22 protein-coding genes, 1 tRNA gene, 1 other RNA gene and 1 pseudogene are annotated in these 20,882 nt (G+C 41.8%); 14 read left to right on the top strand and 11 right to left on the bottom strand.

What is annotated here, in order from left to right; genetic code table 11:
* Positions 1–152 precede the first annotated feature (152 nt).
* The 4 genes from G573_RS0102380 to G573_RS11385 all read left to right on the top strand — a co-directional run bounded on the left by G573_RS0102380 (position 153) and on the right by G573_RS11385 (position 2,295).
* Positions 153–1,181, top strand: coding sequence for a YeiH family protein (locus G573_RS0102380; RefSeq protein WP_027975217.1), 1,029 nt, complete (start codon positions 153–155; stop codon positions 1,179–1,181).
* A gap of 154 nt (positions 1,182–1,335) precedes the next feature.
* Entirely contained in the window at positions 1,336–1,995 is a 660-nt protein-coding gene (locus G573_RS10855; RefSeq protein WP_245543130.1) for a CPBP family intramembrane glutamic endopeptidase, read from the top strand.
* Complete coding sequence (locus G573_RS11615; RefSeq protein ID WP_245543129.1) at positions 1,949–2,167, top strand: hypothetical protein; 219 nt, start codon at positions 1,949–1,951, stop codon at positions 2,165–2,167. The genes G573_RS10855 and G573_RS11615 overlap by 47 nt, the downstream gene beginning before the upstream one ends.
* Before the next feature lie 26 nt (positions 2,168–2,193).
* Positions 2,194–2,295: a type I toxin-antitoxin system Fst family toxin gene (locus G573_RS11385; RefSeq protein ID WP_169364433.1), complete on the top strand. Its 102-nt coding sequence runs from the start codon at positions 2,194–2,196 to the stop codon at positions 2,293–2,295.
* Positions 2,296–2,957: 662 nt separating this feature from the next.
* Here the strand turns inward: G573_RS11385 and G573_RS11120 are convergent.
* The 3 genes and pseudogenes from G573_RS11120 to G573_RS0102360 all read right to left on the bottom strand — a co-directional run bounded on the left by G573_RS11120 (position 2,958) and on the right by G573_RS0102360 (position 4,686).
* Positions 2,958–3,230: a hypothetical protein gene (locus tag G573_RS11120; protein WP_027975216.1), complete on the bottom strand. Its 273-nt coding sequence runs from the start codon at positions 3,228–3,230 to the stop codon at positions 2,958–2,960.
* A 22-nt stretch (positions 3,231–3,252) separates the two neighbouring features.
* Positions 3,253–3,557 (bottom strand): annotated as a pseudogene (locus G573_RS11115) (hypothetical protein).
* A 31-nt stretch (positions 3,558–3,588) separates the two neighbouring features.
* Positions 3,589–4,686, bottom strand: a complete 1,098-nt coding sequence (locus G573_RS0102360) for an ArsR/SmtB family transcription factor (protein ID WP_027975215.1) — start codon at positions 4,684–4,686, stop codon at positions 3,589–3,591.
* A 93-nt stretch (positions 4,687–4,779) separates the two neighbouring features.
* On the opposite strand from G573_RS0102360, the gene G573_RS0102355 reads away from it, so the two are divergent.
* A complete protein-coding gene (locus tag G573_RS0102355; protein ID WP_027975214.1) occupies positions 4,780–6,135 on the top strand; it encodes an MFS transporter in 1,356 nt (451 codons plus the stop codon).
* Between the two features lie 110 nt (positions 6,136–6,245).
* The gene (locus G573_RS11220) at positions 6,246–6,836 is read left to right on the top strand and encodes a site-specific integrase (protein ID WP_084522368.1); all 591 of its coding nucleotides are present in this window, start codon (positions 6,246–6,248) and stop codon (positions 6,834–6,836) included.
* A gap of 25 nt (positions 6,837–6,861) precedes the next feature.
* On the opposite strand, the gene G573_RS0102345 is transcribed toward G573_RS11220, so the two are convergent.
* The 4 genes from G573_RS0102345 to G573_RS0102335 all read right to left on the bottom strand — a co-directional run bounded on the left by G573_RS0102345 (position 6,862) and on the right by G573_RS0102335 (position 8,985).
* A tRNA-Lys gene (locus G573_RS0102345) sits at positions 6,862–6,934 on the bottom strand.
* Positions 6,934–7,127: non-coding RNA, 6S RNA (gene ssrS, locus G573_RS11215), on the bottom strand. Before ssrS ends, G573_RS0102345 begins: the two co-directional genes overlap by 1 nt.
* Positions 7,128–7,193: 66 nt before the next feature.
* A complete protein-coding gene (locus tag G573_RS0102340) occupies positions 7,194–8,462 on the bottom strand; it encodes a replication-associated recombination protein A (protein WP_027975213.1) in 1,269 nt (422 codons plus the stop codon).
* A 31-nt stretch (positions 8,463–8,493) separates the two neighbouring features.
* The gene (locus G573_RS0102335) at positions 8,494–8,985 is read right to left on the bottom strand and encodes a GNAT family N-acetyltransferase (protein WP_027975212.1); all 492 of its coding nucleotides are present in this window, start codon (positions 8,983–8,985) and stop codon (positions 8,494–8,496) included.
* A 224-nt stretch (positions 8,986–9,209) separates the two neighbouring features.
* Here G573_RS0102335 and G573_RS0102330 point away from each other — a divergent pair, with 224 nt between their 5' ends.
* Genes G573_RS0102330 through G573_RS0102320 form a run of 3 tightly spaced genes read left to right on the top strand, consistent with a single transcriptional unit; the run spans position 9,210 to position 11,407 of the window.
* Positions 9,210–9,680 (top strand): DUF3013 family protein, encoded by a 471-nt coding sequence (locus G573_RS0102330; RefSeq protein ID WP_027975211.1) that lies wholly within the window; start codon positions 9,210–9,212, stop codon positions 9,678–9,680.
* A gap of 29 nt (positions 9,681–9,709) precedes the next feature.
* Positions 9,710–10,663: a 50S ribosomal protein L11 methyltransferase gene (gene prmA, locus G573_RS0102325; protein WP_027975210.1), complete on the top strand. Its 954-nt coding sequence runs from the start codon at positions 9,710–9,712 to the stop codon at positions 10,661–10,663.
* Positions 10,664–11,407, top strand: a complete 744-nt coding sequence (locus tag G573_RS0102320) for a 16S rRNA (uracil(1498)-N(3))-methyltransferase (RefSeq protein WP_027975209.1) — start codon at positions 10,664–10,666, stop codon at positions 11,405–11,407.
* 39 nt (positions 11,408–11,446) lie between these two features.
* On the opposite strand, the gene G573_RS0102315 is transcribed toward G573_RS0102320, so the two are convergent.
* From G573_RS0102315 to G573_RS0102305, 3 genes are read right to left on the bottom strand one after another with little or no spacing between them, the layout of a single operon-like run.
* Complete coding sequence (locus tag G573_RS0102315; RefSeq protein ID WP_027975208.1) at positions 11,447–11,635, bottom strand: hypothetical protein; 189 nt, start codon at positions 11,633–11,635, stop codon at positions 11,447–11,449.
* The gene (locus tag G573_RS0102310) at positions 11,632–11,847 is read right to left on the bottom strand and encodes a helix-turn-helix transcriptional regulator (protein ID WP_027975207.1); all 216 of its coding nucleotides are present in this window, start codon (positions 11,845–11,847) and stop codon (positions 11,632–11,634) included. The genes G573_RS0102315 and G573_RS0102310 overlap by 4 nt, the downstream gene beginning before the upstream one ends.
* Position 11,848: 1 nt before the next feature.
* On the bottom strand, positions 11,849–12,424 hold the full coding sequence (locus tag G573_RS0102305; protein WP_027975206.1) for a DUF3796 domain-containing protein: 576 nt from the start codon (positions 12,422–12,424) through the stop codon (positions 11,849–11,851).
* A 182-nt stretch (positions 12,425–12,606) separates the two neighbouring features.
* Here G573_RS0102305 and G573_RS0102300 point away from each other — a divergent pair, with 182 nt between their 5' ends.
* From G573_RS0102300 to dtd, 5 genes are all read left to right on the top strand, one after another.
* Positions 12,607–13,620 carry a LacI family DNA-binding transcriptional regulator gene (locus G573_RS0102300; protein WP_027975205.1) on the top strand — a complete coding sequence of 338 codons (1,014 nt, stop codon included), beginning with the start codon at positions 12,607–12,609 and terminating at the stop codon, positions 13,618–13,620.
* Between the two features lie 200 nt (positions 13,621–13,820).
* A complete protein-coding gene (locus tag G573_RS0102295; RefSeq protein ID WP_027975204.1) occupies positions 13,821–16,004 on the top strand; it encodes a PTS transporter subunit IIBC in 2,184 nt (727 codons plus the stop codon).
* 160 nt (positions 16,005–16,164) lie between these two features.
* Positions 16,165–16,962: an endonuclease/exonuclease/phosphatase family protein gene (locus tag G573_RS0102290; protein ID WP_051175698.1), complete on the top strand. Its 798-nt coding sequence runs from the start codon at positions 16,165–16,167 to the stop codon at positions 16,960–16,962.
* Between the two features lie 164 nt (positions 16,963–17,126).
* The gene (locus G573_RS0102285; protein WP_027975202.1) at positions 17,127–19,349 is read left to right on the top strand and encodes a RelA/SpoT family protein; all 2,223 of its coding nucleotides are present in this window, start codon (positions 17,127–17,129) and stop codon (positions 19,347–19,349) included.
* Positions 19,350–19,471: 122 nt separating this feature from the next.
* Positions 19,472–19,921 (top strand): D-aminoacyl-tRNA deacylase, encoded by a 450-nt coding sequence (gene dtd, locus G573_RS0102280; RefSeq protein ID WP_027975201.1) that lies wholly within the window; start codon positions 19,472–19,474, stop codon positions 19,919–19,921.
* Between the two features lie 204 nt (positions 19,922–20,125).
* Here dtd and treR read toward each other — a convergent pair whose 3' ends face one another.
* Positions 20,126–20,875, bottom strand: coding sequence for a trehalose operon repressor (gene treR / locus G573_RS10840; RefSeq protein ID WP_051175696.1), 750 nt, complete (start codon positions 20,873–20,875; stop codon positions 20,126–20,128).
* Positions 20,876–20,882 lie beyond the last annotated feature (7 nt).

Raw genomic sequence — 20,882 nt, 5'->3', positions numbered from 1 at the left:
AGCGTCGCATAAATAAACCTTGATAAAGATATCGATGTGGAAATTCAAGATCTAATGGTTCTTTTCATTATTTCGGCAGAATCAATCATCATTTTACAGAACGATTGAAAATCAGTATAATAAAAGCTATCTAATGCTGATAAGGAGATTTTATGACGAATCAATTCATGCTTAAATTACCGGGGATTGTTTTGTGTCTTGTTGTTGCCCTGCCTGCTTGGTGGCTGGGGCAGCTCTTTCCAATCGTTGGGGTACCCGTGTTTGCTATCTTTCTGGGCATGCTGCTGGCTGCCTTTTATCACAGGCGGGAAAAGACAGAAGCAGGAATTGCTTTTACCTCTAAATACATTTTGCAGTTTGCGGTTGTTCTGCTGGGCTTTGGTTTAAATTTATCGCAGGTGCTGACAGTCGGCAGGACCTCGCTCCCCATTATTCTGGCAACCATAAGCTCCTCTTTGCTGCTGGCCTTTCTTTTGCAAAAATGGTTTAAGCTGGATGTGCGGACAGCGACCTTGGTAGGTGTTGGCTCTTCTATTTGCGGCGGCTCTGCTATTGCCGCGACAGCACCTGTTATTAAGGCTGATGATGAAGAAATCGCAAAATCTATTTCCGTTATTTTTCTTTTTAACATTTTGGCGGCTCTGATTTTTCCAACCTTGGGAGATATGCTGGGACTGTCGAATCACGGCTTTGCGCTTTTTGCAGGGACAGCAGTCAATGATACCTCATCTGTGACAGCAACGGCAGCAGCCTGGGACGGTCTGCACCATTCCAATACGCTGGACGGCGCAACAATTGTCAAGCTGACGCGAACCTTGGCCATTATTCCCATCACTTTGGGGCTGTCTTTTTACCAAGTTTACAAGGCTAAAAAAAGCGGACAAACTCAAGAGCACACTGTCGCTATCAAGAAGGTCTTTCCCATGTTCATCCTTTATTTCATTTTGGCTTCTGTTTTGACAACCCTTTTGACGGGGCTGGGCTTTAATCCTCTTGTCTTTGAATCGCTTAAAACCCTCTCTAAATTCTGCATTGTCATGGCCATGAGTGCGATAGGGATCAATACAAATATTGTCAAACTCATTAAAACAGGCGGGCAGGCGATTGCTCTGGGGGCTTCCTGCTGGGCAGTCATTACCATAATCAGTCTTGCCATGCAGCACTTTTTAGGCATCTGGTAAGCATTTTTTATGGAATAAGAAAAGCAGCCGTTATGAAAACGTTGGTCAAAAAAGCTTGACATGAGAGCCCTTTAAATGGCTAGCATGTCTATCATTTTGATTGTGCAATTAGTTGAAAAATCTATATTTCCTATGCTAATATGAAGATAGTATCATGAATCATAAAAAACTTTATAGTATCTATTTGTTACCTACTTTGCTTCAGATTATTTTCTTTACTGCTATTGCTGGCTTGTTCCAAAAAGCTGGCTTTGAATTAGGCTACCATTCATTTTTGGGAATGCTTCTTATTGTTTTAGCTGGCATTTCGTCAGCAATGTGGGGTGTCATTTACCAAAAAAACTGTCATGGAAAAAGCCCACTTGAAATTCTAAAGGAGTTTTTTGATGTCAGGCAGCCCATGCAAGTTTATCTATTCGTTATAGCTTTTCTGGTAATAGACTTTGGTGCGGTTATCATAGGTAATGGCTTCAAGATAGGAAGTATTGGGATACCATTTCTATTTTTTCTGAAAGCACTTGTATTTGGTGGAATAGAGGAAATAGGTTGGCGCTATTCCTTTCAGCCTGATCTAGAGAAAAAATTTTCCTATGCTCTGGCAACAATCATTACCTTTATTTGCTGGGGAATCTGGCATATTCTCTTTTTCTATATCGATGGAAGCCTGACAAGTGTTAACCTGCCCTCGTTTTTGTTGGGATTATTGACAAATTCTTTTATCCTATCAGCCCTTATTTGTCTATTCCAAGAGTCTGTGGATTTGTGCCATGACCCATGCCTTAATCAATACTTTTTCACAAATTTCTGTAGATGATAGCGGTATTGACAGTATTATGCTAAAAGTAGTATGTATGTGTTTTGCCCTTGCTTTAGCTTATACAGTAAGAAAGAAAAGACAGAAAATACCAGCTAGCGAAGCCAAGCATGCCAAAGAATTTGAGGAGAATAATGAGACCTTGCATGTTTATGATGAAAAAATGAAGTAGATAATTAAAAACGACTAAAAAGGATTTTGCCGTTTTTAATTATCATTGTTTTGATCGTCGCACCAATTGTGGTCAGGGCAGTGCTGGCACTATTTTCCAAATGGCAAGATAGGAAAGATGACGATTAAGTGCCGCTAGCTCAGACGCAGTATTTGCAGCTGTGTAAAAAAGAGGCTGGGCAAAAAGACACAAAGAAAAGCCCGATACGACGGGCTTTTAAATGAATAATTCCTATACCCCCTACATGTAGTTGAAATATTTTCTAAATACAGAGATAGTTGATTTAATAGGATTTCACGGATTTAAATCTTGTTAAATGAGCTATCTTTTTTATGTTTCGTAACAAATCCGCAACAAAAAGCTGTAGATAATGAACTGCAACCCAAAAGTTAGACAGAAAGTCTAACTTTTGGGGTATTTTTTGATGAAATTAAGTTATAGAGATAAGCTAAGAATATATGAGCAGAGGCAAAATGGAGTTTCTATAATCCTTAAGTTAACAACAATTAATATCTGATAAAATAACATTCGAAAGCCTTTTGAAGTTCAGTAGACATTCAATATACGTCAGTTGAAACGCAAAACTTTTACTTTATACAATTCTTGAAGATGAACTTCAGTAAATTGTGATAAAAATCAATAAAGTCTCTATTTTTTTGATTGAAAAATAAATATAATGGTTTAGAGTAGCGTACAAAGAAAACCACGGACAATTTATTGGCAGTTCGCCTAACTGAAATAGTACTTTCGTGATTTTTTGCTGGTTCTAATTATTTCTACAATATATGTTCTATGATAAGCACCTTAATTTATGAAAATCATCCATTAAATTATCTGTGCTAGTTTTCAGAATAACTGTCCTATTTGAGGTTAATTGACATTTTCCTTCATGAATTAGTTTTTCTAATATCTTTTTTCCTAATGCTCCGCCAATATGAAATTTTCTTTCAGAAAAATCTAAGCATAATTTTATATTAGGATTGGGCTGATAGCCCAGCCATTGCTGCATAGTATTAATTCCTGCTTGCATCAAAGAATAGTTGACAAGGGATTCTTGTTTCATTAATTTATTTTGAATAAACCACTCAAATACTGTAACCCCTGCTTTTCCGGCCAAATGATGCAAACATGTTCGTGCTTCGCCAAGCTTAATTGCTTGAGGGCGCCTAGACAGTTTTTCAATGACTAATCTTCCTTGCGCTGTGATGGGGACATTATTATTTAATTTATAGTAAATTCGCCCGTAAAAGTTAAATAAGACTATTTCAGGACTGGTTTTTAAAAAAGTAATTTCACTTTTCGATAAGGGGTACCCTAAAGTTCTTTCAATCTCAATTTGAGTGAGAAAACAATCAGCTGATAGAACTGAGATAATTTGTGACATTGACATAGTAATCACCACCTTTTTAATGATTAAAACCTCAATTTTTAAAGAACTGATAAAAATTTGGCATCAATTGTGTAACGAGCTGTGTTGGCTCATAAAGGACGAATTTTTTAGCTTTTGTTGTTGTTAATAAATTGGCTTCCTTTAAAATTTGAAGATGTCTGGAGACACTGGAATTACTCATCACTAAAATTTGAGCCAAAGATTGTGTTGTACTTGGTTTATCAATGACATAATTCATAATTTGTAAACGAACAGGGTCACTTAAAGCTTTAAAAATAGTAATTAAATTTTCCGGTGTGGAACTATAGTAACTTGGGTGCTCTGTAATATCATAGGTGATAGCAATTCCTTGGTCGAAAGTTTCAACAAAGAGGTGAGGCCAAATAAAATAACTTGGTAATAGCATAATAGAATCACTATCTTGCAGTTGGATTTCTTGGTCAAACGGTTTAATAATGACCAGCTCATCCTCTTTCCAATGGATGCGGTCAACCTGCAAATGATTAAACATTTCGATTAAACCGTTTTTTCTTAAAAAAGAAGATTGCTTCTGAATTTCATCTAGCAGTTTCTGCTGAATGGCCTTCTCTTTCCAAGTGTTATCAAATATTTCTCGTCTATACCAATCAATAAAGGAAAAAAGTCGTTGGTAGACATCAGAAGCATCCTTTTTTAAATCCTTAAGCAGCTGCTTATCGTTACTCAATGAGAAATCTTTCCACTCTAATCCTTTTGCTAATGTCGGAATGAAGGAATTTTCTCGGTCACTTGTAACTTTTTCCAAATGCTCAATTAACTGAGCAGCAGGCAAGTCATTAAGAAATTTCTTTAGATTTTGTATTTCTTCTTCAATCGTTGTTGCATGATAGCGAAAGTTGCAAAGCAAGATAGAGGAAACACCGAGTTCATAAAAGAGTTGAAAATAGTGAAGGTTCTCATAGAAATCGTCTGTCAATCTGTCTTGTATTTCAATGACCCAGTCAATATTTGTACCATGATGACGGGGATTTAATAAGACATGTAAACTTCTAAAAAGTTCATTTAACGGAGAATACACAAATTGTATTCTTTGCGTCAACGTTTCATCTGTTTTAAGAGCATAATTGCTAAATTGAATGGTAATCGCCAAATGTTATTCCTCCAAACGATTCGATATTTCTAGAATTGATTGATTATTAATTATTTTCATTGTATCATAGTTTGAGATAAAGGGGGAAGTAAAATGACAAAACGGTTGCAGAATTCATTGATAACAGTTATCGCAGGTATGGGGATGCTGCTTTCCACTTTAGACACAGGCATCATCAATGTTGCCCTATCTTTTTTGACGGGAGAATTCCAAACGACAACTAACATTGCATCGTTTACAATAACTGGCTATACTTTAGCTTTAGCTATCTCTATCCTGCCTTTAGGAGTATTAAGTGATAAATTTGGAAAGTTAACGATTTCCTACTTAGGATTTGTACTTTTTGGGTTGAGTTCGTTATTCTGTGGATTTGCTAATAGTATTGGCTGGCTCATTGCTGGCCGGATTTTTCAAGGCATAGGGGCTGCCGCTCTACAAGCTACTTCAGCAGCTTTGATTACTACTTTAGTCTCTGAAGACCGGAAAAGCAGTGCTATTAGTATTTTAGGTGTTATGATTGGCCTAGGGCCTGTCCTTGGCCCGTCTTTAGGAGGTATATTACTTTCTTTAAATCTCTGGCGCTTTATCTTCTGGCTAAATGTTCCCTTTGCAATCCTCGCAATAGTATGTAACCATTATCTTCTTAGTAAGCTCTCTGAGGAGACTAGCGAACGAACATTGGATAATCTTGGAATTATTATAAATACTCTGATGTTAGTTTTTCTTTTATTAGGGTTGTCTTTGCTAAGCAAACCTCATCTATTAATGGTTAGTCTTATCTTAATAATATCCAGTCTGTTCCTCGGAATCATCTTTTACCATGTTGAATTTAGTAATAGACAGGCACTTGTTGATGTTGAGGGATTAAAAAACAACCCACAAGTAATCTCCTATCTTTTTCAAACGGTCGCCTTTGGTTTTGCCTCCGCAATGATATTTTTACTTCCGCCCTTTATTTTTGAACAATTATATCATTTAGGAGTGGGACAGACAGGCTTTCTTGTACTAGGCGCACCAGCAGGATTAGTAATCTTTTCAAGGCTATCAGGGAAGTACAATGACGGCAGTAAAAATAAAGCCTTTAGTCATTTAGGTCTCGGAATTATTATTGCTTCTTTGCTTTTCCTTTTGCTTCTCACTCCTAGCTGGTCTTATTTCTTCTTAACTTTAGGATTGTTTATTTATGGTATTGGCGGAGGATACTTTCAGCCTGCCAATATTGCTAGTATTATGCAAGCTAGCCCTATGGAAATGCAAGGCAGCACGGGAGCTTTACAGCGAATGGTACAAAATGTTGCCATTTCAGCTGGTTCAGCAGTTGGATCAACCTGTCTAAATCTTTGGCCAAACAATCTATTATTAGCTACTCGAATTGGCTGGGGAATTACATTAGCTCTAATTATCATAAGTTTAAAAGAAATGATGAATTTCTCAAATCATGATAATTAATACAATCTAATAATATAAAATGCAACCAATTTTAAAAGTTTGGTTGCATTTTATATTAATTTTCTGCCCGGTTGCTCCAATCATCATAATCTGTTTGACTATATAAATTGATGGTATTTGGAGAGTTAATAGCTTTAACTTGGCCGGATTTTGATTTTGACAATCAAGAAGTTTATACGCATAGACGTTGGAGCTCATCTAAACAACAATTTGTACCGGCAAAAAATGATCATTTTTATCGGAGATTAGGACTAAAAAATCCATCTAAGCGTAGGTGTCCATTTAATAATCAAGTTTTAGAGGTCTTTCAGGAGTTGAAGACTTTGCAGGAAAAGTTGTTGAAATTGCTTAAAGTTGAAAATAAAGAGCAATTTGTCTTTTTTCAGATTGGGGCAAAACGTCCTGTTCCAGATGAGTCAACTTTAAATACTTGTTTAAAAAGAATTTTAAAAAAGCTCCAGATTGAACCTGTTATTACAATTTACGGTGGGCGTCATACTTATGGCAGTATAAAGGTTCAGGAAGGGGTACCTTTAGAAGTTTTAGCTAGGTGGTTTGGGCATAAAGATACAACTACATTACGAGAAACTTATATCCATTTATTAGAGGAGACACGGGATGAATGGTTTGAACGAGAAAAAAGAGGCCTGGGCCAAAACATGGGCCAGCATCAAAAAGGCATAAAGAAAAGCCTGCTATGACAGGCTTTTTCATCATATATATCTATGCCCCCTACAGGGCTCGAACCTGTGACCCATGGATTAAGAGTCCACTGCTCTACCAACTGAGCTAAGGAGGCAAAATGCTGTATTGGCACCGATGATTCACGTTTTGTATTGAACCCGCACACTTAAGCAGGTGGGCAACTCGCTTCTCCTTTAGTTGCTTCCGCGTGGAACGGCCTGCATACTGGAGAATGACTTCTGTTTCCCGATAATACAAAAAAATAGTCGGTCAACACTTGGATGTGAATTCGTATGCCACAGCAATCTTCTTTAATTATGATACCATAATGTTAAAAAATTTCAAGTTAAAAATTTACTTTTTTTACGTCTGCATTACTTTAGCAGCTCATCAATTTTGTCCTTGTTGGCTCCGAGAGCCCGCTCATATTTTCCTGTTTGGTTGGCCGTAAAATAATTAGCTTTTTTGATTTTATCCGGCAAATATTGCTGTTTAACCCACTTTTCAGGATAGGCATGCGGGTATTTATAATTCTGGGCATTGCCTAGTTCCTTGCTGCCGGCGTAATGCCCGTCCCGCAGGTGGCGCGGAATGGGAAGGTTTCCGTTTTGATGCAAGTCAGCTATGGCGGCATCAATAGCCTCATAGGCAGAATTGGATTTGGGAGACAAAGCTAGGTCAATCACAACATTGGCAATTAAAATCCGAGCCTCGGGAAAACCGATCTGTTTGGCAGTTTCAAGAGCTGTTACGGTATGGATTTGAGCGTCAGGATTGGCCAGGCCGATATCCTCGTAAGCAATGACTGTCAGCCGCCTGGCTAAACTGGGCAGGTCACCCGCCTCAATCAGCCTGGCTGCATAATGGAGACTGGCGTTAACATCGGATCCGCGAATGGATTTTTGCAGAGCAGATAAGACATCATAATGGCCGTCTCCGTCTTTATCCATGGTAATATAGCTGCGCTGCAGGCTGTTTTCTACAGTATCTAAAGTGATGCGGCGCACACCCTTGTCATCTGGCTGAGTAGACATGACGGCTAAGTCGAGTGAATTATAAGCCGACCGCAAATCCCCGTTGGTCGCCAGAGCAATAAAATCAAGAGCATCATCATCCAGCTCCACATCAAAATCAAATCCCCGTTCCTTATCAGCAAGGGCAGTTCTGAGAGCTTGCTTGATATTGTCAGCTGTCAGCGGCTCCAGCTCAAAAATCTGAACTCGGCTTCTGATGGCAGGTGTTACTGAAAAGAAGGGGTTCTCAGTTGTTGCGCCAATCATGATAATTTGGCCGTTTTCCAACAGCGGCAGCAAAAAATCCTGTTTGGTTTTGTCCAGACGGTGAATTTCATCTAAAAGAAGGACCAAACCGCCTGAAAATTTAGCCTCTTCGGCAATTTCCTGCAGGCGTTTTTTTGTGTCTGTTGTCGCATTAAAGGTGCGGAAAGCATATTTTGTGGTTCCGGCAATGGCAGCAGCGATTGATGTCTTGCCGATTCCGGGCGGTCCGTAGAGAATCATTGATGACAGGCGATTGGCAGCAACCATACGCGCAATAATTTTCCCCTCACCGACCAAGTGCTGCTGGCCGATGACTTCTGAAATATCACGCGGGCGCATGCGCAAGGCGAGATTATTAATCATACGTTTCCTTTCTTAGATTTTTCTGCAGCCGTTAAGCAATAGAATGTTTCTTCAAATCAAAGCTAAACATTAGATCATCAACATACTGGCCATTGAGAAAGAACTGCTGTTTTAAACGGGCTTCTAAAGAAAAGCCTAAGTTTTCATAAAAAGCAATGGCCTTGTAATTGGTGGACAGCACATGGATAAGGACTTTTCGGTAGTCATTTTTGACGTCCTCTAAAAATCGCCGGACTAATTTTTTGCCAATTCCCTTGCCGCGCTCTTTGCCGGCAACAGCAATACCAAAGGTCACCACATGGCTGCCGCTGGGAAAAGGATAGAGCGGACCGTAATCAAGGACCGCCAGAATGCGGTCTTTTTCTTTGGCGACTAAAAAATGCCTGCCGTTTTCAAAACTGTTGATAATCTTGTCTTTGCTGGCAAGAGGCAGAGAAACAGGTGTATTATGACTTGACCAAACTGCATTTTCCAGTGCAATCACCTGATCAAGTTCCGTTAATTCCATGGGTTTAATTATCATATGAGTGCCTCAGCTTTTTAGGACTATTGTAACACATTTTATGCAAAAAAATATGAGCTTGCTTCTCATAAAACGAAAGGAGCTGCTGTGCCTGAACTTGTAAGCTGTCCTATGGTAATGGTTTGCAGAATTTGCTTTTAAAATTTAATCAGTGCAAAAGTTTGTTCCTAGAGCACTCATGAAAATGTTATAATGGAAGAAAATGACATTAAATGGAGAAACTGATGGCGACATACGGCTTTTTGTCAGTACTGGAAGAAGAATTAGAGAAGCATTTGGATTTTGACTTTGCTATGGATTGGCAAAAGAAAAATCATGCGGTAGAAGTCACTTTTATTTTGGAGGCGCAGAATCAAGCGGGCGTTGAGACGGTTGATGATCGTGGAGAGATCTCGAATGAGGATATCTTTTTTGAGGATTATGTCCTCTTTTACAATCCTGACAAATCACGGTTTGATGCCGAAGACTACTTAGTGACGATTCCCTATGAGCCTAAAAAAGGCTTATCGCGTGAATTTTTAGCCTACTTTGCCCGATTTTTGAATGATACTGCCACAGATGGTTTGAGCGATCTGATGGACTTTCTGGCTGACGAAACGGCAGAAGAATTCGCTGTTTCGTGGGATGCCGAGGCTTTTGAAAAAGGCAGAGCAGAGCTGAAAGAAACAGAGTTTTACCCTTATCCGAGGTATTGAGATGAATAGGAAGGAGCATTATTTAATTTATGAACAATTGGCAGGAACTGACAATCACGATTAACCGTGAAGCAGAAGAAGCGGCGTCCAATATTTTAGTGGAGTCCGGCAGCCAAGGGGTTGCGATTGATGACAGCGCGGATTATTTGGATGGAGTAGGCAAGTATGGGGAGCTTTTCCCGGAGGTTGAGCAGGTAGAAACTGTCAAAATTACGGCCTATTATCCTGAAATGCTTGATATGGAAGCCATCAAAAAAGAAGTTCAAGAGCGTTTGGCTGAGCTTGCGGATTTCGGTTTGACGACCGGTCAGGTGAAGCTTGAGACCCAAGAATTAGCTGAGGAAGACTGGGCGGAAAACTGGAAGAAATATTATGAGCCGGCTCGTATCACTCATGACTTGACCATTGTTCCCAGCTGGACCGACTATGAAGCGGCAGGCGGCGAAAAAATTATCCGCTTGGACCCCGGGATGGCCTTTGGTACAGGCACTCATCCGACAACCAAGATGAGCCTTTTTGCGCTGGAGCAGATTCTGCGCGGCGGTGAGACAGTCCTTGATGTGGGAACGGGGTCAGGGGTGCTTTCCATCGCCAGTTCCCTCCTTGGAGCTAAAGAAATTTTTGCCTATGATTTGGATGATGTCGCTGTGCGCGTGGCTCAGGAAAATATTGATCTCAACCAAGGAACCGCTAATATCCATGTGGCAGCAGGTGATTTGCTGCGGCATGTTGATATTCATGCAGAGGTTATCGTGGCTAATATCCTAGCAGATATCCTAGTCAATCTGACCGATGATGCCTACCGTTTGCTGAAGGATGACGGTTATCTGATTATGTCCGGTATTATCAGCGAAAAGCTGGATATGGTGCTGGAAGCAGCTTACAGCGCAGGCTTTTTCCTTGAAACTCATATGATTCAAGGAGAATGGAATGCTTTGGTGTTTAAGAAAACAGATGATATTTCAGGGATCATGGGAGGCTAGATGCAGCAGTATTTTGTAAAAGGACAAGCAACAAATCCTGTTACCATTACAGATAAAGAGACAGTCAAGCATATGTTTCAGGTCATGCGTTTGACCGAGGGTGATGAGGCGGTGCTGGTCTTTGATGATGGAATTAAACGGTTAGCGCGCGTGACCGATACCCAGGCACACAGGTTTGAAATCACAGAGGAGCTGTCAGACAATGTGGAAATGCCGGTGCAAGTGACTATCGCTTCAGGTTTTCCCAAGGGGGATAAATTAGAATTTCTGGCGCAAAAGACGACAGAACTGGGAACGCATGCTCTCTGGGCCTTTCCGGCTGACTGGTCTGTGACCAAATGGGACAGCAAAAAGCTGGCTAAGAAAGCTGATAAATTGGCCAAGATCGTTCAAGGCGCAGCTGAGCAATCCAAACGCAATGCCATTCCTCAGGTCAAACTCTTCGAGAAGAAAGCTGATTTTCTGGCTCAGTTGAGCCATTTTGATAAAATTCTGCTTGCCTACGAAGAATCTGCCAAAGAAGGAGAAACCGCTGCTTTGGCGCGTGAACTGTCGCTTGCCGAAGAGGGGCATAAACTCCTTTTCATCTTTGGTCCAGAGGGCGGCATTTCACCTGCTGAAATCCAAGCCTTTGAGCAAGCAGGGGCTGTCAAAGTTGGACTGGGTCCCCGTATCATGCGAACAGAGACCGCTCCGCTGTATGTTTTAAGTGCAGTGTCTTACGCCTTAGAATTGATGAAGTAAAAAAGAAGCTGTTGGTACTGGATAGCTTCTTTATGTGCTCTAACTTAATTTTTCAGGATTTTCCACAAAAAATCGAACAACCGTTCCACAGTTTTTGCAGACTTCTAGGCAGAGCGATTGCCCCAGACTAGAGGCATTGCCTGAACGTGAAATGCCAGCATAGCCTTTATTTTGCTTGGCTGTGACAAATTGATTTTCCCCACAGTAAGGGCAGGTTTGTGTGTTCATGAGTCTTCCTCCTTATTCAGTTGAAAAATATCTTCCACGGGCAGCTGAAAAATCTCGGCGATTTTGAGAGCCATTTCAAGAGAGGGATTATAACGGTTGTTTTCCAGATGAACAATGGTTTCGCGGCGCACGCCAACTAATTGTGCCAGTTCCTGCTGGCTCATTTTTTTAGCCTTGCGCAGTTCTTTGAGCTTGGTCGTAATATTAGCCATACTAAGCACCCCTTTTCTCAAAGAGGAAAAAAGCAATATCAAAAGCCAAAATCATAGCTGCGCTGAAGATTAGGATCATACCGGCTGTTAGGGTAAATGGGAAAAAGAAGGTGATGATGCTCAAAATCATCAAGCAGGCTAAGATCAAACTTAAGGTAAGGCAGGCAGCCTTAGCCAAATCAGCATAGAAGCGTTCATCAGGTTTTTCATCCACTTTTTTGAAGATAAAGTAGAGAAAGAAAATAGCTAGAACCAACAAGCCCAAGCTTAAAAGGACATGCTTTATCCAGACGGGATTGGTATTGGGGGTAATGGCCCAAACGCCCTTTATATAAATGCCCATAGCTGCAAAGATGGTCAGGCTGTAAAGTTTTTCAGTCAGTCCAAAATAGCGGTCTTCTTTTTTGGTTTGAGGTATTTTGCTTATGGCTAGAAAGACGATTGCTTGGACAGCTAGGGTGATGAGAAAGACGGCATTTTTTAGCCAAGGGTTTTCAGTTGACGGCGTTAAAAACCAAAGCCCGAACATTGTCATCAGCCAAATGAGAGTAATCCATTTGCAGACACGGTTTTTCATAAAACAGACCTTCTTTCTTTATCAAAACGTTAATTATTTATAACTATTTCTGTTATAAATATATCACTATCGAAGACCTTTGTCAATTAAAAAGTGAATAATTTTTAACATCTCACTTTCTCTTGACACGCCACTGAAAAATGACTATTCTAGAATTAACAAAAAGATTAGAAAGAAGACCTATGGCAACCATTAAAGATGTTGCAAAATTAGCAGGCGTTTCAGCCTCAACGGCATCACGTGCTCTGCATGACAACGATATGATCAGTCAGGCAACGAAAGAGCGAGTCCGCAAGGCCATGAAAGAGCTGAATTATTCTCCTAATTATTCAGCCCAAAATCTGGTTAAAAGGCGCTCCAATACAATCGGGGTTGTCCTGCCTGTCCGTGAAAGTCAGGAATCGCTGGGCAACAATCCGTTCTTCATGCAGATTATTCAAGGAATATCAGGAGTTTGTACAGATAACCACTATATGGTCAGCCTAGCAACAGGGCGAACTGAAGAGGAATTAATTGCCAATATCGAGACCCTGATTCGCAGCGGTAATATTGCCAAGTTTATTTTTCTGTATTCAAAGGCCAATGACAAGGTTTTTCAGTTTGTACAACAGGCAGAAGTATCCTGTGTGGTTGTGGGGGAATCTTACAATGCTGCTCAAAAAGGCATCCAATTTGTGGATAATGACAATACTCTAGCCGGTCAGGATGCCGCTCAGTTTCTGGTTGATAAGGGTTACCGTGAAATCGCCTATGCCTATACGGACATGGATGAACTGGTGCAGGCCAGCCGTTACATGGGCTATGCCAATGTCATGAAAGAAGAAGGGCAAAAGACCAAAAGGCTGCAGCTGTCAAGAATTGATGACAGTGCTAATCTCACTGTTTTAAGTGCTTTTTTAGAAAAGAATCCTCGCCTGGAAGCCTTTGTCGCTTGTGATGACATCATGGCCATCCGGCTGCAGCGTCTTTTTAAAAAGCTGGATCTCCCCAGTGATAACTTTGCCATGATTAGTTTTAACAATTCCATTGTCAGTGAGATTGCTACGCCTGCACTAACCTCTATTGATATCTTCCCTTATCAGCTGGGGAGCAAAGCGGCAGAGCTGATTCTGGGTAAGGCAGAAGGCGAAAATTTTTTGACCATTCCGCATCAGATTATTGAACGGGATTCAACCTGGCCCAATCGCAAAAAATAAATTCTTAGCGGCTCCTAATTTGTGAAAGTTATCTATATTATTCATTTTAGAGTCTGTTTAGTATCAGCGCGTTCTTGCTGGGGCTAAACAGACCTTTTTTTGTTAATTTTTGAAAAAGGTCTTTACAAAAAAAGATTTCATGATATAATAATAGTATCAATTGCAAACGTTTGCATAAAACGTTTGCGCAGGAGGTAAAAATGAAAAATTATAAGCAGCTTTTCACTTTTGAATTTTGGCAAAAGTTTGGAAAATGTTTAATGGTTGTTATTGCCGTTATGCCTGCTGCAGGTTTAATGGTTTCGATTGGTAATTCCTTAGCTTTGATTAATCCAAAATCGGCTATCTTAGTGACGGTTGCCAATATCATTGCCCAAATCGGCTGGGGTGTTATCAATAACCTTCACATCTTGTTTGCGCTGGCTATCGGCGGCAGCTGGGCTAAAGAACGTGCCGGCGGTGCATTTGCCGCAGCGATTGCCTTTATCCTGATTAATCTTATTACAGGGAATTTCTACGGGGTTTCCTTGGATATGATCGCAGATAAATCCAGCTATGTTCACAATATCTTTGGCGGGAAGATGCATGTGTCCGACTACTTTATCAATGTTTTAGGCCAGCCTGCCTTGAACATGGGTGTTTTTGTCGGTATTATTTCCGGTTTTGTCGGGGCAACTGCCTATAATAAATACTATAATTTCCGCAAACTCCCTGATGTATTATCTTTCTTTAACGGCAAACGCTTTGTACCTTTCGTCGTTATTGTTCGCTCGACCATTGTAGCACTGATCTTATCTGTTGTTTGGCCGGTTATTCAGTCCGGTATCAACGGCTTTGGTATGTGGATTGCGTCTTCACAAGACTCAGCACCGTTTTTGGCTCCTTTCCTTTATGGTACCTTGGAGCGTCTCCTTTTGCCGTTTGGTCTGCACCACATGCTGACCATTCCAATGAATTACACCTCGCTTGGCGGAACCTATGTTGTCCTGACAGGTGCCAGCAAGGGGGCTCAGGTATTTGGACAGGATCCGCTCTGGCTGGCTTGGGTGACGGACCTGATTAACCTCAAAGGTGCCGGTCATATGGAACAGTACCGCCACTTGCTCTCAACAGTGACACCGGCTCGTTTCAAGGTGGGGCAAATGATTGGTGCCAGCGGTATTCTGATGGGACTGACGCTGGCTATGTACCGCAATGTTGATCCTGATAAAAAGCCAAAATACAAGGGGATGTTCATCTCTGCGGCTGTAGCGGTCTTTCTTACCGGTGTGACCGAACCGCTTGAATACATGTTCATGTTTGCAGCTCTGCCTCTTTACCTTGTCTATGCTGTGATGCAAGGTCTTGCTTTTGCTATGGCCGACTTGGTTCCTTTGCGGGTTCATTCATTTGGTAATATTGAGCTCTTGACCAGAACACCGATGGCCATTAAAGCCGGTCTGGCTATTGATTTGATCAACTTTGTTTGGGTCTCTGTCGTTTTTGGCTGTGCCATGTACTTTATTGCCAACTTCATGATTAAGAAATTCAACCTTGCCACTTCAGGCCGCAACGGCAACTATGATGACAGCGATGACGCAGCTGAAACGGGCAGCAGCAATACAGGAGTTGCCAATGCCAATTCACAGATTGTCAAAATTATCAACCTTTTAGGCGGCAAAGAAAATATTTCGGATGTGGACGCCTGCATGACCCGCCTGCGGATTACGGTAGCAGATGTTGCTAAAGTAGGCGATGAAGCCAGCTGGAAGAAAGCCGGTGCAATGGGCTTGATTGTGAAAGGCAATGGGGTTCAAGCTGTTTATGGACCTAAGGCCGATGTTTTGAAATCTGATATTCAAGATTTGCTGGATTCAGGTGCAGAAATTCCTAAGACCGATGTTTCAACCCTAGAAGAAGAACCATCAAGAGAAGTAACCTTTAAAGGTGTTACAGAAGAAGTAGCGACGGTTGCTGACGGGGACGTTATGCCAATTACAGAAGTTCATGATCCGGTCTTTTCACAAAAGATGATGGGAGATGGTTTTGCAGTTGAACCTGAAAACGGCAATATCTATGCTCCTGTATCCGGCTTAGTTACCAGTGTCTTTCCAACAAAACACGCTCTGGGACTTTTAACGGATCAAGGTCTGGAAGTGCTCATTCACGTGGGCTTAGATACGGTTGCCTTAAACGGCGCGCCATTCTCAGCCAAGGTAAAAGACGGTCAGCGTGTCGAAGCCGGCGACTTGCTCTTGGTTGCTGACTTAGAAGCTATAAAGTCTGCTGATCGTGAAACAACCGTTATTGTTGCCTTTACCAACACAGCAGAACTAAAAGCTGTCAGTCTTGCCAAAACAGGACATCAAGCCGCCAAAACAGTGGTTGCTAAAGTAGAACTGTAACAGTTGAAGGAAAGAGGAAGAGGCGGTCATTTACCAGACCTTCTTGCCTCTTTCTATTTTTTATGGTTAACTAAAAAAGACAGTGCTGCCATTTTTAGGCTTTCTTATGTGACAAAGGAGAATCCAAGTGAAATTATTGACCATCAATACCCACAGCTGGATGGAAGAAAATCCGCGAGAAAAATTAAAAATTTTAGCGCAAGCCATTCTTAAAGAGCAATATGATATCATCTGTCTGCAGGAAGTCAATCAGCTGATGGCTTCTGCACCGGCCAAAGCTTTGTTTAACTATTGTCAGGCACCCGGAACGCCTGCTGTTCATGAGGATAATTACGCCCTTGAGCTGGTTAGGCTTTTATCAGAACACGGGCAGCCCTACTATTGGTCTTGGGCTTATAACCATATTGGCTACGGGCGTTTTCAGGAAGGTGTTGCCATCTTGTCGAAATGTCCGCTGCAAAGTGAAACGATTTTAGTATCAGAGACAGATGATGAAAGGGATTATCATACCAGACGGGTTCTGCTGGCAAGAACCAAGTCCGGCAGCAGCTTTGCTGTCGCAAGTGTTCATCTGTCTTGGTGGAATAAAGGCTTTGAAGAGGAATGGGATAAGCTGGAACGTGCGTTGTCAGCCTTAGAGTGTCCGCTGCTGCTGATGGGAGACTTTAATAATCCGACGGATCAAGCGGGCTATCGCCTGATTTTAAACAGTCGGCTGCACCTAAGAGACAGCCATAAGACGGCAGAGGCTGTCTATGGTTTGGCTACTATTCAAAAGGAAATTGACGGCTGGCAGGGCAATCAGGAAGCCCTTAAGGTTGACCATGTTTTTTTGAGTCGGGAATGGCGCATTCAAAAATCAGAAGTCGTTTTTGATGGGACGAAATATCCTTACATCAGTGACCACTGCGGTCTGGCCTGTGAGGCCTATCTGGACGAGGCGGATCAAGGAAAATAAGTCATTTTGCCTTGCATATTAGTAAAAAAGAATAACAGATGAAAAGCAGGCCTAAGAGCTGCTGTATCTAGAAAAGGAAGATTGTACCGGAAGCTAACAATCTTCTTTTTCTTTTGGTCTTAAAGTGTTAGAATAAGAATAAGATATTTTTAGAGAGGAAAAACATGGCAAAAGATGCAAATTTAACAGGTCAGGAAGTTATTGAGATATGCTCTGCTTATATGAATGAGGCAGATATTGCTCTTGTTCAAAAAGCTTTAGACTACGCAGTAGAATGCCATAACGGCCAATTTCGTAAGTCAGGAGAGCCCTACATTATCCATCCTATTCAGGTTGCAGGGATTTTAGCGGATTTACATCTGGACGCTATCACGGTTTCCTGCGGTTTTTTGCATGATGTCATTGAAGATACTGAAGCAACCCTAGATAATTTGGAGAACAAATTTGGCAGCGATGTCAAAAACATTGTTGATGGGGTGACAAAGCTGGGTAAGGTCGAATACAAATCGCACGAAGAGCAGCTGGCTGAGAATCACCGTAAAATGCTGATGGCCATGTCCAAAGATATTCGAGTGATTTTAGTTAAGCTGGCTGACCGTCTGCACAATATGCGGACCCTCAGGCACCTGCGCAAGGATAAGCAGGAACGCATTTCTCGGGAAACCATGGAAATCTACGCTCCCTTAGCTCACCGCTTAGGGATCAGCCGCATCAAATGGGAGCTGGAAGATCTGGCTTTCCGCTATTTGAATGAGGTTGAGTTTTACAAGATTTCCCATTTGATGAATGAAAAGCGCCGCGAACGTGAAGCTCTGGTCAATGACATTGTGGATAAGATCAAAGAGTACACGGAAGAGCAAGGGCTGCACGGGGAAATTTACGGCCGTCCTAAGCATATTTATTCTATCTATCGCAAGATGCGCGATAAGAAAAAGCGCTTTGACCAAATCTATGATTTGATTGCTATTCGCTGTGTTTTAGATACCCAAAGTGATGTTTATGCCATGTTAGGCTACATTCATGAACTCTGGCGGCCTATGCCCGGTCGTTTTAAAGATTATATTGCCAATCCTAAGGCTAACGGCTATCAGTCTATCCACACGACTGTCTATGGTCCCAAAGGGCCGATTGAAGTGCAGATTCGCACACACGAAATGCATCAAGTTGCTGAATACGGGGTTGCAGCTCACTGGGCCTACAAAAAGGGGATCAAGGGCAAGGTTAACAGCCAAGAGTCTGCTCTTGGCATGAACTGGATTAAGGAGCTGGTTGAGCTGCAGGCTGCTTCTAATGGCAATGCCGTTGATTTTGTGGATTCTGTTAAGGAAGATATTTTTGCTGAGCGCATTTATGTCTTTACACCCAACGGTGCTGTTCAAGAGCTGCCTAAGGACTCAGGCCCCATTGATTTTGCCTATGCCATTCACACTCAGGTCGGAGAAAAAGCTACCGGTGCTAAAGTTAACGGCCGCATGGTTCCTCTAACCGCCAAACTCAAAACAGGTGATGTGGTTGAAATCATCACTAATTCTAATTCTTTTGGTCCCAGCCGCGACTGGATCAATATTGTCAAGACCAATAAAGCCCGCAATAAAATCCGCCAGTTCTTTAAAAATCAAGATAAGGAATTATCCATTACTAAAGGGCGTGACCTGCTGATTGATTATTTTCAGGAGCACGGCTATGTCGCCAATAAATATCTGGATAAAAAACACCTTGAGGCTGTTTTGAGCCGTCTAAATTACCGCAATGAAGAGGCACTTTATGCTGCCGTTGGTTTCGGTGAAATTTCACCGGCTAATGTTTTTAATAAACTGACTGAAAAAGAACGCCGCGAAGAAGAGCGGGCCAAGGCCAAAGCAGAGGCCGAGGAACTGATGAAGGGCGGCGAAGTCAAGCACGACAACAAAAAAGAAGTGCTTAAGGTCAAAAGCGAAGGCGGCGTTATCATTCAGGGCTCGTCTGATCTTCTCATGCGGATTGCCAAGTGCTGCAATCCCGTACCGGGAGATCCGATTGAAGGCTATGTGACCAAAGGCCGTGGGGTAGCCATCCACCGCGCTGACTGCAACAACATCAAAAGTCAGGAAGGTTATGAAGAGCGCCTCATTGAGGTTGAGTGGGATGATGAACATTCCACAAAAGAATACATGGCTGAGATTGATATTTACGGTCTCAACCGTTCAGGGCTGCTCAATGATGTCCTGCAGATTCTGTCTAATCAGACCAAGAATATTTCAACCGTCAATGCACAGCCGACCAAGGATATGAAGTTTGCTAATATTCATGTAACCTTTGGCATTCCTAATTTGGCACTTTTAACAGCTGTTGTTGATAAAATCAAGATTATTCCGGATGTTTATTCTGTTAAGAGAACCAACGGATGATTTAAGAGTGTGCGCACTTGCTGCAAGGTGTCCTGTCATAAGTGCACTTGGCATACAGAAAAATCAGCATGTGCCTGCAGGAGACCGTTTGACATGAAAAATTATTGACAAAGGAGTTGACCGTGAGAATTGTTCTTCAGCGTGTTTTGAAAGCCAGTGTGACGATTGACAGCCAAACAAAAGCTGCTATCGGCCCGGGGTTGCTGTTACTGGTTGGAATCGGCCCTGCTGATACCCAAAAAGATCTGGACTATGCTGTCCGAAAGATAGTTAACATGCGGATTTTTTCTGACGCAGACGGGAAGATGAATTTATCCGTTCAAGATGTTAAGGGCTCCATCCTTTCTGTTTCGCAGTTTACCCTTTTTGCTGATACGAAAAAAGGCAACCGGCCTGCATTTACCAAAGCCGCTCCGCCCGATCTGGCAAATGATTTTTATGAGCGTTTTAACAGGCAGCTGGCTCAGCATGTTCCGGTAGAAACGGGGGCATTCGGGGCTGATATGCAGGTATCCTTAGTAAATGACGGACCAGTGACCATTATCTTAGATACCAAAAAGGAATTGGAATAAGAAGAGCTGTCAGCTTGTCTTTATACTAGGCCAATTAAGGAAACTTACTATAAAAATCCGGCAAATACATCGTTTTGCCGGATTTTTGTTTATAGACGAAGGGAAAATGATTGACCTGTTTATGATGAGCTGCTAGTGTCTGCAAAAATGAAAGCAAGAGCTGAGCCTTGAAAGTGCTGATACAGCAGTCTTTCGTGTTTATGACTAAACGTCTGCAGGATAGATGGCTACGTAGCTGTCTGTTACTTTTTTGCGTCTGGCAAAATCAACGAATTTGAATTTTTCCAGCTTATGCCGGCTTTCGGTAAACTGCAGCTGCCGTTCATTGCTGAGATAAACTTTCGATTTGATTGAAACGACATGGCTTTCTGAGTCAATATCCAGTAAAATTTTATCCTTTTCAGTCAGCTGGTCAATTGTGATTTCTTTTTTGGCGTAGGCAATATCTAACTTAAGCTTATTTTCAAGGTAGTTGTAAATAGAATATTCAGCAATTTCTCTTGTCATATCAGGAACCAGCGATTTGTCCAGATAATCGGTGTCAAGAACGGAAGCCACACCATCAAGGACGCGCTGTCTGGTGATACGCCAGAGAAGGCTGTGGGGTGCAAAACCGGTCAGCTTGGCTAATTTGTTATCAACGATCAGCTTGTCAATAGCAATAACGTTGGTTTTAGAATTCATATGGAGCTGCTGAACCAATTCCTGATAGCTGGTCAGCTGAGAGACGGGAAAGTCAAACTGCTCATGTTTGATGACTTGAGAGCCGCGTCCCTGCTGTGTCTTAATCAGGCCTGCCTTGGTCAGCTGCTGCAAAGCTTTTCTGACCGTATCGCGGCTGCAGCCATAGTTTTGGCAGAGCTGCGTTTCCGTAGGCAGGTAATCACCGATCTGATAGATTCCATCAGCAATGGCTTTTTGCAGTTCTTGGAAAATCACTTCATATTTTTTCATAAACTTG

The organism is Streptococcus devriesei DSM 19639 (assembly GCF_000423725.1).
GTDB lineage: Bacteria > Bacillota > Bacilli > Lactobacillales > Streptococcaceae > Streptococcus > Streptococcus devriesei.
This window is presented reverse-complemented; position numbering and strand designations above follow the sequence as displayed.

Excerpts from the sequence above, each read along its gene's own strand:
- G573_RS0102295 (WP_027975204.1), top strand. The coding sequence starts at position 13,821 with ATGAAAAATTATAAGCAGCTTTTCACTTTTGAATTTTGGCAAAAGTTT.
- treR (WP_051175696.1), bottom strand. The coding sequence starts at position 20,875 with ATGAAAAAATATGAAGTGATTTTCCAAGAACTGCAAAAAGCCATTGCT.
- G573_RS0102340 (WP_027975213.1), bottom strand. The coding sequence starts at position 8,462 with ATGATTAATAATCTCGCCTTGCGCATGCGCCCGCGTGATATTTCAGAA.
- G573_RS0102310 (WP_027975207.1), bottom strand. The coding sequence starts at position 11,847 with ATGGCTAATATTACGACCAAGCTCAAAGAACTGCGCAAGGCTAAAAAA.
- G573_RS0102305 (WP_027975206.1), bottom strand. The coding sequence starts at position 12,424 with ATGAAAAACCGTGTCTGCAAATGGATTACTCTCATTTGGCTGATGACA.
- G573_RS0102300 (WP_027975205.1), top strand. The coding sequence starts at position 12,607 with ATGGCAACCATTAAAGATGTTGCAAAATTAGCAGGCGTTTCAGCCTCA.
- G573_RS0102320 (WP_027975209.1), top strand. The coding sequence starts at position 10,664 with ATGCAGCAGTATTTTGTAAAAGGACAAGCAACAAATCCTGTTACCATT.
- G573_RS11120 (WP_027975216.1), bottom strand. The coding sequence starts at position 3,230 with ATGAAACAAGAATCCCTTGTCAACTATTCTTTGATGCAAGCAGGAATT.
- G573_RS10855 (WP_245543130.1), top strand. The coding sequence starts at position 1,336 with ATGAATCATAAAAAACTTTATAGTATCTATTTGTTACCTACTTTGCTT.
- G573_RS0102290 (WP_051175698.1), top strand. The coding sequence starts at position 16,165 with ATGGAAGAAAATCCGCGAGAAAAATTAAAAATTTTAGCGCAAGCCATT.
- G573_RS0102335 (WP_027975212.1), bottom strand. The coding sequence starts at position 8,985 with ATGATAATTAAACCCATGGAATTAACGGAACTTGATCAGGTGATTGCA.
- G573_RS11615 (WP_245543129.1), top strand. The coding sequence starts at position 1,949 with ATGACCCATGCCTTAATCAATACTTTTTCACAAATTTCTGTAGATGAT.
- G573_RS0102315 (WP_027975208.1), bottom strand. The coding sequence starts at position 11,635 with ATGAACACACAAACCTGCCCTTACTGTGGGGAAAATCAATTTGTCACA.
- G573_RS0102330 (WP_027975211.1), top strand. The coding sequence starts at position 9,210 with ATGGCGACATACGGCTTTTTGTCAGTACTGGAAGAAGAATTAGAGAAG.
- G573_RS11220 (WP_084522368.1), top strand. The coding sequence starts at position 6,246 with ATGGTATTTGGAGAGTTAATAGCTTTAACTTGGCCGGATTTTGATTTT.
- G573_RS0102285 (WP_027975202.1), top strand. The coding sequence starts at position 17,127 with ATGGCAAAAGATGCAAATTTAACAGGTCAGGAAGTTATTGAGATATGC.
- G573_RS0102380 (WP_027975217.1), top strand. The coding sequence starts at position 153 with ATGACGAATCAATTCATGCTTAAATTACCGGGGATTGTTTTGTGTCTT.
- prmA (WP_027975210.1), top strand. The coding sequence starts at position 9,710 with ATGAACAATTGGCAGGAACTGACAATCACGATTAACCGTGAAGCAGAA.
- G573_RS0102355 (WP_027975214.1), top strand. The coding sequence starts at position 4,780 with ATGACAAAACGGTTGCAGAATTCATTGATAACAGTTATCGCAGGTATG.